Source organism: Acinetobacter sp. DMC2, from assembly GCF_056314305.1.
The window spans coordinates 315861-333334 of sequence record NZ_JBQUYP010000005.1 but is presented as its reverse complement, the minus strand read 5'-3'; the positions used below and the strand labels follow the sequence as shown (position 1 = coordinate 333334).

Annotated in this window: 17 protein-coding genes; 7 read left to right on the top strand and 10 right to left on the bottom strand. The window is 39.7% G+C overall.

Annotation, left to right across the window (positions count from 1 at the left end; genetic code table 11):
* Positions 1 to 2: 2 nt before the first annotated feature.
* On the bottom strand, positions 3 to 1346 hold the full coding sequence (locus ACT53H_RS12910; RefSeq protein ID WP_476009346.1) for a PGAP1-like alpha/beta domain-containing protein: 1344 nt from the start codon (positions 1344 to 1346) through the stop codon (positions 3 to 5).
* 210 nt (positions 1347 to 1556) lie between these two features.
* Between ACT53H_RS12910 and ACT53H_RS12905 the strand changes: the two genes are divergently transcribed.
* Both ACT53H_RS12905 and parE read left to right on the top strand, forming a co-directional pair.
* Positions 1557 to 2138, top strand: a complete 582-nt coding sequence (locus tag ACT53H_RS12905) for a YqiA/YcfP family alpha/beta fold hydrolase (protein ID WP_004790103.1) — start codon at positions 1557 to 1559, stop codon at positions 2136 to 2138.
* 14 nt (positions 2139 to 2152) lie between these two features.
* Positions 2153 to 4036, top strand: coding sequence for a DNA topoisomerase IV subunit B (gene parE, locus ACT53H_RS12900; protein WP_353154232.1), 1884 nt, complete (start codon positions 2153 to 2155; stop codon positions 4034 to 4036).
* A gap of 122 nt (positions 4037 to 4158) precedes the next feature.
* Here parE and ACT53H_RS12895 read toward each other — a convergent pair whose 3' ends face one another.
* Both ACT53H_RS12895 and alc read right to left on the bottom strand, forming a co-directional pair.
* Entirely contained in the window at positions 4159 to 4662 is a 504-nt protein-coding gene (locus tag ACT53H_RS12895) for an ureidoglycolate lyase (RefSeq protein ID WP_476009345.1), read from the bottom strand.
* Complete coding sequence (gene alc / locus ACT53H_RS12890) at positions 4659 to 5669, bottom strand: allantoicase (RefSeq protein ID WP_476009344.1); 1011 nt, start codon at positions 5667 to 5669, stop codon at positions 4659 to 4661. Before alc ends, ACT53H_RS12895 begins: the two co-directional genes overlap by 4 nt.
* 199 nt (positions 5670 to 5868) lie before the next feature.
* On the opposite strand from alc, the gene hpxO reads away from it, so the two are divergent.
* Positions 5869 to 7026: an FAD-dependent urate hydroxylase HpxO gene (gene hpxO, locus ACT53H_RS12885; RefSeq protein ID WP_476009343.1), complete on the top strand. Its 1158-nt coding sequence runs from the start codon at positions 5869 to 5871 to the stop codon at positions 7024 to 7026.
* 55 nt (positions 7027 to 7081) lie between these two features.
* Here the strand turns inward: hpxO and ACT53H_RS12880 are convergent, their stop codons facing one another.
* The 5 genes from ACT53H_RS12880 to puuE all read right to left on the bottom strand — a co-directional run bounded on the left by ACT53H_RS12880 (position 7082) and on the right by puuE (position 11209).
* Positions 7082 to 7807 (bottom strand): outer membrane protein OmpK, encoded by a 726-nt coding sequence (locus ACT53H_RS12880; RefSeq protein WP_016142737.1) that lies wholly within the window; start codon positions 7805 to 7807, stop codon positions 7082 to 7084.
* A gap of 121 nt (positions 7808 to 7928) precedes the next feature.
* Entirely contained in the window at positions 7929 to 9296 is a 1368-nt protein-coding gene (locus ACT53H_RS12875) for a nucleobase:cation symporter-2 family protein (protein ID WP_476009342.1), read from the bottom strand.
* Between the two features lie 24 nt (positions 9297 to 9320).
* Positions 9321 to 9644 carry a hydroxyisourate hydrolase gene (uraH, locus tag ACT53H_RS12870; RefSeq protein ID WP_151963755.1) on the bottom strand — a complete coding sequence of 108 codons (324 nt, stop codon included), beginning with the start codon at positions 9642 to 9644 and terminating at the stop codon, positions 9321 to 9323.
* Positions 9641 to 10144 (bottom strand): 2-oxo-4-hydroxy-4-carboxy-5-ureidoimidazoline decarboxylase, encoded by a 504-nt coding sequence (gene uraD / locus ACT53H_RS12865; RefSeq protein ID WP_004790094.1) that lies wholly within the window; start codon positions 10142 to 10144, stop codon positions 9641 to 9643. Before uraD ends, uraH begins: the two co-directional genes overlap by 4 nt.
* A gap of 99 nt (positions 10145 to 10243) precedes the next feature.
* Positions 10244 to 11209, bottom strand: coding sequence for an allantoinase PuuE (puuE, locus tag ACT53H_RS12860; RefSeq protein WP_476009341.1), 966 nt, complete (start codon positions 11207 to 11209; stop codon positions 10244 to 10246).
* Positions 11210 to 11461: 252 nt separating this feature from the next.
* On the opposite strand from puuE, the gene ACT53H_RS12855 reads away from it, so the two are divergent.
* From ACT53H_RS12855 to dsbD, 4 genes are all read left to right on the top strand, one after another.
* Positions 11462 to 11812, top strand: coding sequence for an HPF/RaiA family ribosome-associated protein (locus tag ACT53H_RS12855; RefSeq protein ID WP_001019316.1), 351 nt, complete (start codon positions 11462 to 11464; stop codon positions 11810 to 11812).
* A gap of 153 nt (positions 11813 to 11965) precedes the next feature.
* A complete protein-coding gene (locus ACT53H_RS12850) occupies positions 11966 to 12511 on the top strand; it encodes an ankyrin repeat domain-containing protein (protein WP_004790092.1) in 546 nt (181 codons plus the stop codon).
* Positions 12512 to 12523: 12 nt separating this feature from the next.
* A complete protein-coding gene (locus ACT53H_RS12845) occupies positions 12524 to 13291 on the top strand; it encodes a transporter (protein ID WP_004790091.1) in 768 nt (255 codons plus the stop codon).
* Between the two features lie 18 nt (positions 13292 to 13309).
* A complete protein-coding gene (gene dsbD / locus ACT53H_RS12840) occupies positions 13310 to 15136 on the top strand; it encodes a protein-disulfide reductase DsbD (RefSeq protein ID WP_476009340.1) in 1827 nt (608 codons plus the stop codon).
* Here the strand turns inward: dsbD and ACT53H_RS12835 are convergent.
* Positions 15131 to 16324, bottom strand: coding sequence for a GGDEF domain-containing protein (locus tag ACT53H_RS12835; RefSeq protein ID WP_476009339.1), 1194 nt, complete (start codon positions 16322 to 16324; stop codon positions 15131 to 15133). The genes dsbD and ACT53H_RS12835 overlap by 6 nt on opposite strands.
* Before the next feature lie 174 nt (positions 16325 to 16498).
* On the bottom strand, positions 16499 to 17410 hold the full coding sequence (locus ACT53H_RS12830; RefSeq protein ID WP_013196589.1) for an alpha/beta hydrolase: 912 nt from the start codon (positions 17408 to 17410) through the stop codon (positions 16499 to 16501).
* Positions 17411 to 17474: the final 64 nt, after the last annotated feature.

Genomic DNA, 17474 nt, shown 5'->3' with positions numbered 1-17474 from the left:
TTTTACGTCTCTACAATTCCTTCTAAATCTTCGAGCGTATAGTTCGGCATATCAATAATATGGGTTTGAATACCTTCTTGCACATAATCATTAACATTAGGATATAGCCAGCGAGTAATCTGCTCGGCAACACTCGAGTGATACTGAATTTCAAAGTGATTTAAACCATAAAAAACGGCTTTATGTGAGTCTGGAACTTTAAGCTGAAAACGTGGATTTGGATGTTCGCCAAGTGCGCTTTTCACACTCACTAAGTAATCGCCAATCACGGTAAGGGCTTTATTACGCACCTTTTCAAACTCTAGTGTTCCTGCCACTAAAAAGGTATTGATATGGGAAGGTAGGGGAGCTGGGGCACGGTTATCATCCATCATGCCAATTCGGGCATCCATATATTCCCAGTCGTCATCACGAACGCTACCATGGCGTAAGTCTAAAATGCCATTACTACGAATATTAACCAGTTGACCGAGTAAACCTACGAAGGGGAAAGCCCCAAGTTTGTCTTGTATGGTAAAGCCAAAGCGCTCCAACACTGCACCATGATGCGGAGAGCCAATGCAGACTAGATTCTCGACCATATGAATCCATTGATACATATTTTGTTTGCCATAAAACAAGGCACTGCGAGAAACCAGTCCGCCCATACTATGGCCAATAATATCAATACTTGTAATTCTTGGATTACGTTGTACCAAATCTTCTAATAAATTTGAAAAACTGCGTCCATTGGCTGAAATGCGTCGACCTGTATTGTAGTTTAAATACAGCATAGTGTTATGGTCACGCTGGGCTAACAGACGCTCCCCAATACCGCCATAATGTGCATTTGACCAAGTAAGGTGGTTCATACATAAACCATGAGCCAAAATCACAATACGACCTGCAAGTTCCCCTTGTTGTATTGCACCGTAGTGATCGTATAGCACCATTGGCAAAGCAAGGGGGCTATGTTGTTTAAGCAGGTAATCCCCAAAAATCCCATTCAAAATTCCCACTAAAAAATGAAGGTTTGGCGTTAAAGGTTTTTCATGAAGTGTGGGATATTTCTCAATAATGCGACGCAAACCAGGCGCTAAAAAGCAGCTACCATATTTTTGTAAAGCGCCATAAGAAAATTGATATGCCTTTTGCACAAATGGTCGTTTTTGAAAGTTTTTAGCATTTTGAGTACTTATACCAAAAGCATTTTTTAATACTTCAATATTAATAACTTGTATTAATTCATGTACACCATTTAAGCTGGTACTGAACAGTTGAGCTAAACCTTCTAGTACGTCTGCCTGACTCGGTGGCGTACGATCCCATTTACAATAAGTTTCATGTAGTGGTGTTAAGCTCGGCATATCTTTTCCCCATATACGTTATAACCGACGTTTTAAGCTGTACTTTTTATCAACGGCAGTAAACGTTTCCATCTTAGTAGTTTAAATAACACATGTTTTTAAAATACTGATGAATGGTTAGTTGAGTGTTTTTTCTTGTCTGACAATAGTGTTTTTATATACAAACTGAGAACAAAAATGTGAGTTTATTCTCAATTTAGAGGGAAATATATGAATATTATCTACCTCCATGGTTTTAATAGTAGCTCTCTTTCAATTAAAGGGCTAAGCCTGAAGCAGTATTGTAGCGAATTAGGCATAAATGTGCATTTGCCAGACCTAAACAGATCTCCTAATCTAGTGGTAGAGCAAGTTTCAGCGCTGATTGAATCGTTGCAAGACGTAGCTTTAGTCGGTAGTAGTCTCGGCGGATTTTTTGCGACATATTTTGTCGCGAAATATAATATTCCGGCTGTACTGATTAATCCTGCTATGCAACCATGGAAGTTGTTTGATGAGTTATTCCAAGTTGAAAGTATGCCCTACGTGGTGAATGATCAATGGTCAATTGATCATATTCAGTTGCGACAATTACAACAACTGGAACTGAAACAACCTGAAAATGCTGACAAAATACTCGTCTTGTTGCAACAAGGCGACGAAATTTTGGATTATCGTCAAGCACAACGCTATTATAGTGCTGCAACGCCATCCTCATTGATTTTGACGGATGCTCATGGCAATCATGCTATGGAAGATTTTGAAGAAAAATTACCGTTAGTGATCGAATTCTTTGCGCACACCATCAAATAAGGAAAACGTACAACGTGACACAATATACGGCTCAATCGCTTGAAGTCCTTTCTGGTTTAGACCCTGTTCGTCGTCGTCCAGGGATGTATACCGATACGACTCGACCTAACCATTTAGCCCAAGAAGTCATTGATAATGCTGTTGATGAAGCATTAGCTGGTCATGCCGACAAAATATGTGTCACAGTTTATAAAGATGGTTCATTGTCTGTTGAAGATAACGGCCGTGGTATGCCGGTCGATATTCACCCTGAATATGGCCAAAGTGGTATCGAAATCATTCTGACCAAGCTGCATGCCGGTGGTAAATTCAGTACCGATAATTACCAATTTTCAGGTGGTTTGCATGGTGTGGGAATTTCAGTTGTAAACGCTTTATCAACACGTGTTGAGGTCGAAGTTCAACGTCAGGGTAACCTATATCAAATGGCCTTTGAGCAAGGTGAACCCGTAGCACCTTTAGCCGTTCTCGAAGGTAAAGCTCCAAAACGCGCGACAGGTACAACGGTACATTTTTGGCCAGAAGCGAAATATTTTGATAGTCCAAAATTTGCTTTAAAAGCACTTAAACACAATTTAAAAGCCAAAGCTGTTTTAGCGGCTGGTTTAAAAATTCTCTATATCGATCAAATTAACGATGAAAAAATCGAATGGCAATTTGAAAATGGCCTTGTCGATTATTTGATGGATGAATTACAAGACCGCGAAATTTTGCCAAATCCCGCTTTTGTGAGTAATGGTCAGGCAGACCGTGCGGCGTGTGAATTTGCAATTTGTTGGAATGTAGAAGGTGGTGAACAGGTTCAAGAAAGTTACGTCAACCTGATTCCAACCGCGCAAGGCGGGACTCATGTGAATGGTTTACGTTCAGGTGTAACTGAGGCATTACGTGAGTTCTGTGAGCTACGTAACTTGTTACCGCGTAACCTTAAACTTTCGGCAGAAGATGTTTGGGATGGTGTGAACTATATTTTATCACTCAAGTTCCAAGAACCGCAGTTTTCAGGTCAAACCAAAGAGCGTCTTTCGAGTCGGGAAGCATCTAATATTGTTTTAAATATTGCGAAAGATGCTTTCGCACTCTGGCTAAACCAACATGCTGAAATTGCCATGCAATTGGCAGAAATGGCGATTTCTAAAGCTGGTCGTCGTTTAAAAGCAGCGAAGAAAGTCGAACGTAAAAAGATTGTTTCTGGCCCTGCTTTACCGGGTAAATTGGCTGACTGTGTTGGCCAAACTCGTGAAGACAGTGAGCTATTCATTGTCGAGGGTGACTCTGCGGGCGGTAGTGCCAAGCAAGCCCGTGATAAAAACTTTCAAGCTATCATGCCAATTCGTGGAAAAATCTTAAACACATGGGAAGTTTCTTCTGATGAGGTTTTGGCTTCTCAAGAGGTTCACGATATTGCGATTGCCATTGGTGTAGACCCTGGTAGTGATGATTTATCAGAACTACGCTATGGCAAAATCTGTATTTTGGCCGATGCTGACTCGGATGGTTTACACATTGCGACTTTGCTTTGCGCTTTATTCGTAAAACACTTTCCAACATTAGTTGAAGAAGGGCATTTGTATGTGGCAATGCCACCATTGTTCCGTATCGATATTGGTAAAGATGTCTATTACGCGCTTGATGATGATGAACTTGAAACTATTTTGAAAAATATTAAAGGTAATCGTAATCCGCAAATTACCCGATTCAAAGGGTTGGGTGAGATGAACGCGATTCAGCTACGTGAAACGACCATGGATCCTAATACACGCCGCTTGGTTCAATTAGATCTTGATGATGCCCATTTTACAGCAGGTTTACTCGACAAATTACTTGCGAAAAAACGTTCGGCAGATCGTAAGCAGTGGCTTGAGCAGAAGGGTAACCTAGCTGATATCACTGTTTAAAATAGAATTAAAAAAATCCTCGCTCAATAGGCGGGGATTTTTTTATGTAAATCTAAGTTGTTGGAAATCACCACAACGGTTTCTGCCATTAAATTAAAATAGACAGATTTGTCTATTTTAATTTAGGTCGTAATTTTTATAGCCTGGGGAAATTGAAAAACATCACAATTTGCGCAGCTACCAATTCGATCTACCACTGCAAAATCACTTGGTACCTCAAAGGTAAGCAAAGGATGATGCCATGTGCCTGCTCGATAATTGATACTTTGCTTTCCATTTGAAACAAATGCACATAGCTTTGAAATGTCGGGAGTATTCTCGTCTAAAGCGGGCGCGACAATAATTAAAAACTTTTGTTGCTGTAATGGAATAAATGCCTGAGAACCCTTTGGATGGCGCTCTAGCATTGAAATTTCCAGAGGTAGTATACTGGCCTTAATATTACGGAAAATACTAATTCCTGCCTTTGCTTCCCCTTCAATTTCAGTTTCAACGAGCGCATGGTAGCGCTCGGTGTGGGCATCGTTAATATGAAAAAAATCATGCCCGTCGCAACAGATGACCTCTCCGAAGGGCTGAAAGTTCTCAATGGTTAAGGGCTGAATTTGAACATTCTTTATGATCATGACTTGGCAATTTTTCCCCATAAACGAACACGACTAATACCACCATCTGGAATCATGTTAATACGAATATGCGAGATTTTTTCATGCTGTAAAATCTCATTCACATATTCATGAATATGGTCCATTTGCATTGGTTGAGCTTCAAGTAAATAAGACCAGAACATACTTTGTGGAATCAGTTGTGCATCGGTTGCATTTTCAAGGTAAACCGCTTGAATGGATACTTGAGCAGGGAAATTGCCTTTAAAGTGAGCCGTATCAATTTCAAGTTTCTCAATTTTTCCGCTTTTACCGAGTGCAAGAATACACCAGTCATAACCCGGTGCTCGGCGGCGTTTGGTTTCCCATCCATCCCCCATGTTGATGCCACGGCCTGGGTTAATCAAATTACGTGGATGTCCAAAGTGCGCATCGCTATAGGCAACTACACGCCCACCATTTTCTAGGGCCAATAAATCAAGAGTTTGCTCGCTATCAGTCACCTGAATATGAACGTCTCCATAGACACGTAAACGAGCAATACCACCATCTGGGAAAATATTGAGGCGTATATGAGTGAAAAGTGCATCATTATTGACCATAAAAATATGATGCTGGCTTGGGCCGAGTTCTGTATTTCCTAAAAGACTCTCCCATTTTGCCCCTGTAAGGTCACCATTTGGTGCATAACATGCTTCTAATGATGCAGATGCAGGATAATTTCCTGTAAAAAAGCTGGTATCAATATCAAGTGCACTGATTTTTCCAGTCACACCAAGCTTCACAATACACCAGTCATAGCCTGCGTGACGTTTACGGCGCGTCTCCCAACCGTCCATCCATTTGCCGTTGTCATCAAATTTATCTTCAACAAAAATAGGTGCATCAAATTGCAGCATACGCTTTGCTTCTGCAAAGAAATCATCTGAACACTCAATAACTTGAGCACCAATTCGGGCATCTGCCAAATTAGTTTTCGTATTCAAAATTTCAGGAAGTTCAAATGCTGGAGCGTGCAATATTGCCATAGTGGATTATCCGTATTTCTTGTTAAAAACATGATTTTTCATTTAAAACTGCACTCACACTGAGCGTGCCGAGACGAGTTTTGTACTTAAATATATAAGCATGGTGCATGCCAGTTTTGTGGAAAAGCTAAATAAATTTTGAACGATGGCATGTTTTTAGCATAAGCACTCTATAGGTGAATATCTATAGGAGCGTGTTATGAATGTGGTGATTATTGGTGCGGGAATCGGAGGTCTAACCACAGGCATTGCATTAAAAAAATTTGGTCACCAAGTTCGTATTTTTGAGCAAACTGAAAAGATTCTTCCAGTTGGCGCTGCAATTTCGCTGTGGTCGAATGGTGTGAAATGTCTAAACTATCTGGGATTAACTGACAAAATCGCCAAACTTGGTGGACAAATGGATGATTTGGCCTATGTAGATGGTCTAACTGGAGATGTGATGACACAATTCAGTTTACTACCATTAATTGAAGAGGTAGGCCAAAGACCTTATCCAGTTGCACGTGCCGATTTACAAAATATGCTCATGGATGAATTTGGCAGAGATCAGATTTATCTAGGTAAAAAAATGGTCAGCCTTGAAGACAAAGCTGATTTTGTTGAGGTCCATTTTGCAGATGGCAGCTCAACGCAGGCTGATCTATTAATTGGGTCTGACGGTACTCACTCACTTACACGGACCTATGTTTTGGGCCAACAAGTACAGCGCCGTTATGCGGGTTATGTGAACTGGAATGGCTTGGTTGAAATATCTGAAGATTTAGCCCCAGCTCAGCAATGGACGACTTATGTGGGTGAAGGCAAGCGAGCTTCTTTAATGCCAGTTGCAGATGGTAAGTTCTATTTCTTTTTAGATGTGCCTTTGCCAGCAGGTTTAGACAATAACCGAGATGAATATAAACAACTTTTAAAACAATATTTTGCTGATTGGTGTTTGCCAGTACAGCAGCTCATTGAACGCTTAAACCCACAAAAAACTAATCGGGTCGAAATACATGATATTGAACCGTTCACTCAATTTTATAAAGGTCGTGTGGTGATTTTGGGTGATGCTGCACACAGCACGACACCTGATATTGGCCAAGGCGGTTGCCAAGCGATGGAAGACGCAATTTATTTAGCGCGTTCTCTGCAAATTAATACTTTGGGGTTAGACGATGCTTTACGACGCTATCAAAATAAACGTAATGAACGCGCTAATGAATTGGTACTTCGTGCGCGCAAACGTTGTGATGTGACCCATATGAAAGATGAAGCTGTTACCCAAGCTTGGTATGCAGAATTACGCCGTGAACAAGGCGGACATATTATGCAGGGGATTATTAGCAATATTGTGGGTAATCCACTCGATTAAAAACAAAAACAGCAAGGATTTTTCCTTGCTGTTTTTATGCTTCTAAATCAAAATTTTAGAAGTGGTATTTAACCAATGCACTCACGTTATTTTCGTCGGCACCTTTAATACCAAATTTGTTATTCCACACTGAGTGCTCGATACCTAGGTATAAACGTGTATCAGGAGAAATGTGTTTACCTACATTCCATTTCCATTGAGTTGTCCAGTTCAACTCGCTTGCATGGTCATCTTCAGCAGTTGACCAGTCAAGGAAACCATCTACCAAGAAATCTTCAGATCCTAATTTTAATGGAATGCCGTAAACGAATGTCATTTGATAATCGTCGTCAGTTTTCTCATTATTGGCACGGTAGAAGTTTAAATTCGCATATTGGAAATATGGGATATCTAAATCAACTGCGAAACCATAAAGGAAGTTGTCGAAGTTGTTGCCGTTTTGAGAGTTACTCTCCCAAGTGGTACTAATCAACACATCTTTTACTGGGCCATATGCCAGTTTTTTACCAGATACTTCACCTAAACTTAAACGTGGTGATAACTCAAAATAAGTGCTTTTATAGTCATCTTCGCCACGCATGCGGTCTAAGAAGAAAAATACGTCAGCATATTTAACTTTCGCTGCATATTCCAAAGTAATCGTGGTTTCTTTCTCATCTACAACTTCATAGTTTTCACCATAAAGTCCAGTCACGCTAAAATCTTGCCAGATTGGTTTCGCCTGAACCATGGCAGTTGCAGATAACAAGGCACAAGTCGCCGCAAGTTGCTTTAATTGCATTTAAATGATCTCCCCCCAAATAAAGCACGCTAAGGATACAGGGTCTTAAGCAAAAATGAAGCCAAATTTGATCAACGGTTAAAAAAAAGCCCACCGAAGTGGGGCGCTAAAAAGTAAATCTTTAATGAGTATTTCTTGTGTTTATTGTTTGGCTTAAATGTGGTGTACGCGAACTGCGAAATGAGGGTAAATGATTAAATAATAAATTCAACAGGATAGCAAAAATACATGTTGAACTAATACCTGAGTGAAATAATGTTTGTACCCAAACTGGGAAATGGGCATAAAACTCATGGTTAATAATTGGAATCATCCCTGCTGATAAAGCAGTTGCCACAATAATCAAATTTTTCTGATCGTTATAATCTATTTTTGCCAAAGTGCGAATTCCACTCGCTGCAACCGACCCAAACAAGACCAAACCTGCACCGCCAAGTACAGGCATTGGAATCGCGGCAATCAAACGACCCATAATAGGGAGTAGGCCCAAAATAATCAGAATCACACCACCTGCTGCGACTACAAAGCGGCTTTTTATGCCTGTAATCGCAACCAGTCCAACATTTTGAGCAAAAGCACTTTGCATGAATGAACCAAAGATAGGCGCACAAGCACTCGAAAACATATCTGCACGAACGCCATTGGCGATTCGTTTCGAATCGACTTCAGTTCCTACAATATCTCCGACTGCAATAATATCTGCTGTGGTTTCAGTCATAATGACTAACGTCACGATTAGCATCGACAAGATTGCACTGAGCTCGAAAGTTGGTAAACCAAATGCAAATAAGTGTGGAAATTGCAGCCATGCGCCTGAACTCACCTGACTAAAATCACCAAAACCCATAAAGTAGCCAAGAGTAGTACCAACAACAATAGCCAACAAAATTGATAAACGACGAATGCTTGCTTGCGGCAGCATATTTAAAACAATCACAATGCCTAAGGTCAGCAGGGCCAAAGAGATATTTTCTACGCTACCCCAGTCAGGTGCTTTGTTGTTACCACCCATCATCCAGCGAATTGCAACAGGTAGCAAAGATAATCCAATAATCGTAATGACGCATCCAGTCACAACGGGTGGGAAAAACCGAATAATTTTTGAGAAGTAAGGCGCAAGGCATAGTCCAATCAGAGATGCAGCAATGACCGCGCCGTAGACAGCAGGCAAACCACCGCCTGTAGTGATAATAGCAACCATGGTGGCTACACCTGCAAAAGACACACCCTGTACCAGAGGTAATTTTGCACCTAGATATTTGGTTCCAATGGTTTGAATCAGTGTTGCCAATCCCCCCACAAATAGGGCAGCAGCAATGAGCATTCCGATTTGTGCTGAGCTTAAGCCCGCTGCTGTTCCAATAATTAAGGGCGGGGCTACAATGCCACCATACATGGTCAGCACATGCTGTAAGCCGTAAGCAAAACTTTTGGAAATTCCTAAATATTCATGCTCTGGAGAAATCGTATTTTTTTGCTGATGATTCATATTTTTCTCCTATTTATATTTGAATTAACTACCGCGATAAGTGGAGTAAGCAAACGGGCTGATCAGTAATGGAATGTGATAATGCTGATTGACGTCTTCTACAAAAAACTGAATACAAACACGTGGGAAAAAAGTTTTAATTTGCTGAGATGAAAAATAAGGTGCAATTTCAAATTCAAGTTGATAAGCACCTTTTGCAAAGTCTGTTATTCCAAAATCAGCCACTCGACCGTCTGAATTAGTGGTTGCGGTTGCAATCAGCTCGTGGGTTTCTGCATGAAACAACTTCACTTCTACGTGTGCAGCTGGTTTGCCTAAATTCGTATCTAAAATATGAGTGCTGATCATGCTTGTATTTCCTGAGATAGACGTAATAGAGCAATCGCTGAGAGTTGCTCATGTACAATTACTTTTTCGATAGCTAAGTCATGTTGTAAACGTTCGCGTAGCTTTTTTAAAATCTCATCGCTACTGAGGCCCGCTGCTTTAATTAGAAAAATAAAGCCAAACTTTTGTTCATAATCAAGGTTGCCTTGTATCAGCGCTTGTTGCGTTTGTTCATCTAAAGAAATGCCAGCTTGTTCCTGATTTGAAAAATGTTGCTCTTTTGCATTGAGTTGTTTTTTTGCTTGTCGTTCACCAATTTTTGGATGGGTTGCTAAAGCAGTTTCAATGTCTTGCCATGACCACATTTGACTTAAATTTTCTGCATGCTCTAAAAGAGATGCTTTTGATGAATAGGGACGTCTTGAAGTGATTTTCTCGGCCCATGCTGGAATGTGGACACAGTTTTTTAACAAAGTTTTAAGTTGTTCGGGTGGGGCTTGATTAAACTCGGCTAAAAACACTGTTATTCCTAAACTCGTTGTCGTGATATAGAGTTTTAGCAATAACAGTGCCAAGAGGTGTTCATGATTCGCTTATGAATTTGGAAAATTAAAAATCAATTATTTAGTTATGTGATTTTTATACCAATGTTCAGCAATGTCTTGACGACTACATATCCAGACTCGATCGTGCATTTGAATGTAGTCGAGAAACTTTTGTAGTGCTTTAAAACGACCTGGGCGCCCTAAAATACGGCAATGCATTCCAATCGACATCATTTTTGGTGCATTTTCTCCCTCTGCATACAGCACATCAAAACTATCTTTTAAATATTGAAAAAATTGTTCTGAACTATTAAATCCACCGGGTGAGCAGAATTTCATATCGTTACATTCCAAAGTATACGGAATAATCAGATGAGGGCGTGTTGCACCCGCAGCATTGGTGAGAGTCGTCCAAAAAGGCAGATCATCGCCATAATAATCAGAGTCGTATTGAATTTGTGGGAATTCTGCAAGTAATTGACGTGTATTAGGGCTATCACGTCCAGTGTACCAACCGATCACTTTATTTCCAAACAAGTTTTCTAAAACAGATAAAGCTTGTTCTATATGCTGTTTTTCTAACTCAATATCAGTATCTTGATAGTGAAGCCAGCGGTAACCATGAGAAACCACATCATAATCAGCTTGCTTAATCGCTTCTACAATATAAGGATTGCGAACGAGTGCCATTGCAACTCCAAAAATGGTCATTGGAAGTTTGCGCTTTTGGAACTCATTATGAATGCGCCAAAAACCAGCACGTGAACCATATTCGTACATCGAGTCCATCGACATATGTTTCGCTGGGTAACTTGCAGCCCCAATAATCTCCGATAAAAACTGTTCTGAGCCTTCATCGCCGTGCTCAATATGTTTTTCGCCACCTTCTTCATAATTAAGAACAAATTGCACTGTAATCTTGGCATTGTTAGGCCATTTAACCTGTGGAGGCTGTCCGTGATAACCGATCAAATCACGTGAATAAGGAGACTTTTGAATTTGCTCAATGAGTTCGGCTCCAGATAGATAAGATTTGGTCACGATTGCTCTCCTTTTGTTCAATTTTTCATAAAAATTTAAAAAATCAGCTTGCATATTTTTATAGATGGACTGATATTGAAGATATGAAGATCTTCAAAATAAATTAAAACCAGTACGTTTAAGTCAGGAGATAACAAACCATTACACCATCAAAATGTACAATTGAAGTCAGTTCATGCATGCTTAAAACATGCCAACATAAAAAAGTTTTGCATAGAAAAGATCCACAGTAAGAAAGAGAGGATGGTATTTATGAATATTGAAATCCGCACAGATAAAAACATCCATAACAGCGAACGTTTAATTACTTATGTACGTGCAGAACTTACTCAAGAATTCCAACGTCATAGCGAACGTATTACGCATTTTTCGGTTCATTTTAGTGATGAAAATGGGGACAAAGGTGGTGACAAAGATATCCACTGTATGATTGAAGCGCGTCCTTCAGGTTTGAAACCGGTTGCAGTACATCATAAAGCAGGAAATATTGACGCCTCGATTCATGGCGCGATTGAAAAATTAAAACGTAGCCTCGAACATACTTTTGAGAAAAAAGAACACCCGAGAGGTGGGCAACCAGAATTCATTGATGATGAAGTTTAATTGAAAATGCTAAAAAGCCCTTCGGGGCTTTTTTTATATTTGATGAAAATAAAACTATTCACAACATTAGGTTTGCAATGCGATGCAATCAACCTCTAAAATCTGGAGAAGAGATTAGGCATAATAGCCCTAATATATTTTTGAGAGATGGTCATGTTAACCACCCAGCAGCAAGCTTTAATTAAAGCCATAGAAGAATTAGAACTCGCGCAAGTGCAGAAATTACTTGCTGACGGACTTGATCCGAACTTTATTGATCCAGAGCAAGGGCCACCTGTATCAATTATCTGTGACGGAATTTTTAAATGGTGGGAAAATGTATCGGAAGCTTATGAAGCAGGTACACCATTATCAAAAGAAGAGAAGCAACAAGCGTTACAAGTTTATCTCGATATTCTTGAAGCCCTAATTCAAGCCAAAGCAAATGTACACCTTTGGGATGCAGAAGAGTTTTATGGTCCATTATGGGATGCAGCAAGCTCGGCATGTGCTCCAGCTGTTCAACGTTTACTCGATGAAAAAGTTGATCCAAACTCACGTGATGAAGAAGGACTCACCGTTTTATCTTCAATCAGTCAGTTGTTCTTTGATTGTGATTTTGATGAAATAGATTGGTCAGAATCACTTGAAGAAGAGCGTGAAACATTAGAATTATTGCGCCGTCATGGGGCTAAAATGACAAAAGAATTAACTACTTGATTGGACATTAAAATGAAAATAGTACAAATTTTAACTTTTGCCCTTACAACTGTTGCTGCTGGAAGTACTTTCGCAGCAGAATTTTCCTTTGACCGTCCTGGAGCAGGCTTCGGAACAGGTATTACACCAGTGGGTAAGTTAGCTTGGGAACAGGGTTTACCTAGCGCGACTTATACAGAGTCGACTGTTGATGGCGTTAAAGAAAAGACCGTAACTGTAAGTGAAGATATGCTATTCCGTACAGGTTTGGCTGATGGCTTAGAGTTACAATTAGGTTGGCAAGGTCCAGCATGGACTCAAACCAAACGTGTTGGTAAAAAAACTGACAATTCAGGCTTTGGTGATGTAAGCATCGGTTTGAAAAAAGCAATTGATCTAGATGATGAAAACTTATCAATGGCTGTGTTAGCTCAAGCTGTCATTGCAACTGGTAATGATGAATTTACTGCGCATGATGATATTTATAGCCTAAGCTCAGCAGTAGCTTATAAATATAATGACTTGATTGATACCTCAATTACTATGCGTTACGAAGTGCAAAATAGTGACTGGGCTGTGACTGCAATTCCAGCAATCAATTATAAGATTGCCGGTAAACTTTCTGGATATTCTGAATTCATTTACCGTAAAGCTGAAAGCCAAGACTATGAATACGGTTTAGGTACAGGTTTAGTCTACGCTGTAAATAATCGTACTCAGCTTGACGCAAGTATCGGGGTCGATTTAGAGGGTCAAGACAAGAGCTACAATGGTGGCTTAGGCGTGGCGTTCTTGTTCTAATCGAAGCAATTTAAATTTATGTTAATGAAAAAGCTTATTCATCAGGGAATTCTTTATTTTCTAACCGTTGCTGTTTGTGTGTTTAGCCAGTTGGTTTCCGCACAAGATAAGCTGCTCTCGCCCGAACAAGCTTTTTCATTTTCGGTTGAATCTTCTGAGCCGCATACTGCGAGTTTATCTTGGCAGATTCAGCCAAATTACTATCTATATCAGCATAAATTTACCGTACAACAAGGTACTCAACCTTTAGCTTTAAAGTTACCTAAAGCAATTGCCCAATATGATGAAAATTATGGGCAAAGTCAGGTTTACTACCATCAAGTTAATTTCAAAATTAAAACAAAACCTTCAGAGCACTATAGTGTGACTTGGCAGGGCTGTGCCAAAGATCGTATTTGTTATCCGCCACAAACTATTGAATTTCAAACTGATGCAGATGGCTTGGTCGGTGTACAAAACCAAGCAGGAACAGCACCAAAACGATTGCTCGATTTGGCAAATACTCAATCCGACACTTCCTCAGATTCAAAACTTTTAGAAAAAGAGCAGGGCACAGAGGCAGTAATTGATCCAGCCACGCCACAAATTGCGCAAGATCAGATTTGGTCTGCTAAGCTAATTGAACACTCACTTTGGTATGGGGTTTTGTTATTTCTCGGTTTAGGCATGTTGCTCGCATTTACACCATGTTCTTTACCGATGTTGCCTATTTTAACTTCGCTGATTATTCGAGAACATAAAGGTTTAAAGGCTTGGACCATTGCACTTACTTTTGTGTGTAGCATGGCATTGGTCTATGCAGGCTTGGGTTTAATTGCTTCTTCAGCAGGCTTAAATTTCCAGCGCTGGTTACAACAGCCTGCGACTTTAATTGCTTTTAGTTTGTTGTTTATCGTATTTGCTCTGAACCTATTTGGCTTGTTTGAAATTCGTTTACCGCAAACATGGTTAAACCGACTTGATCGTATTCAGTCAATGCAACAAGGCGGCACTTTAGTCGGTGCTGGAGTCATGGGTGTGGTTTCTGCACTTTTGGTCGGCCCTTGTATGACTGCACCTCTCGCTGGAACTTTATTATTTATTTCTCAAACACAAAACCAATGGCAAGGCGCTTTGCTTTTATTCTGTTTAGGTTTTGGAATGGGAATTCCCTTATTGCTTGCGAGCATTTTAGGTGCAAAATTCTTACCTAAAGCGGGAGATTGGATGCATCAGATTAAAGTAATTTTTGCTTTTCTGATGTTGGGTTTAAGTCTCTACTTTATTCGTCCTTTATTGCCAGATTGGGGGATGCAAGTACTTAGTCTAGTGCTAGGTCTCTCTTTTATAGCCTATGCTGTTTATCAGTTTTTCTGGAAAAAAGGGCAGCTACAGTGGCTCTATGCGATCTTATTATTAATCGTTACCCCTTTTGTAGCCTATAATCAATATCAACATATTCAAAATCGAACTTTGCAAAGTTCTGACCACATGACCGAGTGGCATGTTGCGACTAGCGCGGCAGACTTCCAAAAGATTTTAGCAGCAGCGCCTACTGATCGGGCTATTGTGGTTGATGTATATGCAGATTGGTGTGTTGCTTGCCAACCGATTGAGCACCGTATTTTAAAAGCACCTGAGGTTCAGTCTGCTCTCGCACCTTATTATTTAATTAAGCTTGATTTGAGTCACTATGATCAGTCGCATGAAGCGTTACTCAAACAATGGAATATTTTAGGACCACCGACCTACTTATTTTTAAACCCAGAGCAAAAAGAGATTCGTGCTTTACGTTTAACTGGTGCTTTTAGTCAGCAAGAGCTTTTACAGCAACTTGCGAGTTTGGCAAAACTAAAAGAATCATAGTGTATTAGCAGCTTCATTCTGATGAAATGTACGTACCTGATTACGTCCTGAAGCTTTTACAGCGTAAAGTGCTTGGTCAGCCTGTCGAATAACAAGATAAGGATCTTCTGCAAAAGCTGAACTGCTGATTCCAAAACTTGCACTAATATGAATAGGATTGTTTTGAGCGCTACAAACAGGTAGTTCTTGCAGAGCAAGACGACAACGCTCAGCAATTTTCTCTGCTTGAATAATATCGGTGTGGGGGAGTAATAAAATAAACTCCTCTCCACCAAATCGACCAATAATATCCTCGTTACGCAAGTTCTCAGAAAGACATTGAGCAATTTCAATTAAGACTTGATCACCCTGGTGATGCCCGTATATATCATTAATTTTTTTAAAATGATCGATATCGAGAAGTACCACTGCATAATCAAATTGCTGTTGATGTAAGGACTCTAAATACGTATTTAAACTACGCCTATTTAATACATTAGTTAATGGATCAATTTGACTTAAACGTTGAATGTAGGTTTCCCGCTGACGCCATTGTGTAAGTAATATTTCAAATAAAATAAAACAAGCCAGTAAGATCGGCATAATAAAAAAAGCCATACTTCCCAACCAAAATGAATTGGTTTGAGCATGGTCCATGGCATCAAAATTAAATAGAGGGGCATAAGGCAAAGTACCTATCATGCCTAAATACGTACATACCGTTAAAATAATTGTTGCAGGTACAAGGGCGCTATAAACGATTTTTCGGTCGAATAACACCAGACCTACCCCAATAGTGCCGACATAACCGACCATAGTGGCTGGGCTAATACTGCCAATTAAATATCCATCGTGACATAGCATGAGTGCAAAGAACTGAACGCTAATGAAAGGAATAACTCTTTGAGCCCATTCATCATTTTTGTAGCGATAACAGGGAATAATTAAAATAATTAATAAAAATAAGGTAAATAAATTAAGCCAAATCTGTGATTCAACCAAAGGTAAATGAGCCCATTGCCAGACACTTGGGGTAATGAGAATATAGCCTTTCCATAAAATCCAACTGAAATTCATTGCACCGGCAAGTGTCAGCATCAGTGCGCTTTTTTGTAGCGGCGTCCAGTTAATGATGTGATTATGGTGAATGAAATCGATTATCACCTGTTTTATTCTATGTATGGGATGAGTGATTAAACGACTTTTCATAATATGTAAGGGCTCCTAAATATAGATGCCTCTTTATTGGACCATCCTAAAATTGGATTGTTTAAATAATTTATTTTTTAAACATAACATGATTTTCATTTTATAGATGATGACTTTTTATAAAGAAAATGATGCGAAAAGTTTTGTTCACTCTCCACATCATTTATAGATAAATTAAGTTTTATCAAGTTCGTGAGCAAATTCAGCAATATCTGCCAATGCTTGTTTTGCCTCATCAAACCATGCATTAAACATCTGGAAGTTATGCCACATGCCTGTATAAAGTTTGAATTGAACTTTAACACCAGCATCTTCAGCTTTTTCTCTAAAACGTTTGGCATCGTCTAATAAGATTTCTTTAGACCCGACTTGAACTAAAGTAGGCGGTAGGCCATGCAAGTCATCGAAAATAGGCGAAACACGTGGGTCATCAGCTGCAATATGATTGCCTATATAGTACTGAGTTCCTGTTTGCAGCGCTTCAATAGAGAGTAAGGCATCATGTTTTTTATTAAATCTGAGCGACTCACTCGTGAGTGTTAAATCCAAAAAAGGAGATAGCAAAATCAGACCACTTGGCATGAGCTCAGGTTGTTCTTTTAAACGTAAGCAAAGTGCTAGCGCTAAATTTGCTCCGCATGAATCACCTGACAAAATAATATCTTTAGGCTGAACACCTTGTACTACTAAAGATTGATAGATGTCATATAGAGCTTCAGTTGCCTCAGGATAAGGATGCTCTGGTGCAAGTGGATAGTCCACATGAATAATCTGCATTTGGGTACGGGCAGCTAAATCCGTCATGAAAGCATGGTGTGTTTTGACACTGCCAAGAAAAAAAGCGCCGCCGTGAATGTGAAAAATCAGCTGAGTGGCAGAATCTTGTGGTTTGATTTCTTCACCTTTAATGCCTGCTAACCGAATTGGGCGTACAGAAACATTTTTTTGTCGTGGGAAAGCACGACACATCTGATCTAGAACGGGACGTAAGGCGGTAGCCGGCAAATTTAACTGACTTGGCTTGCGAATTGTTGTTTTAAGAAAAGTTTCTGTAAAATAATATTTCCAAACATTTGATATATTCATAGAGCATCCATTTTTATGCTAGTTTCTTGTTTTCTTGTAAATTTTATTTTGCAAGATTACAAGG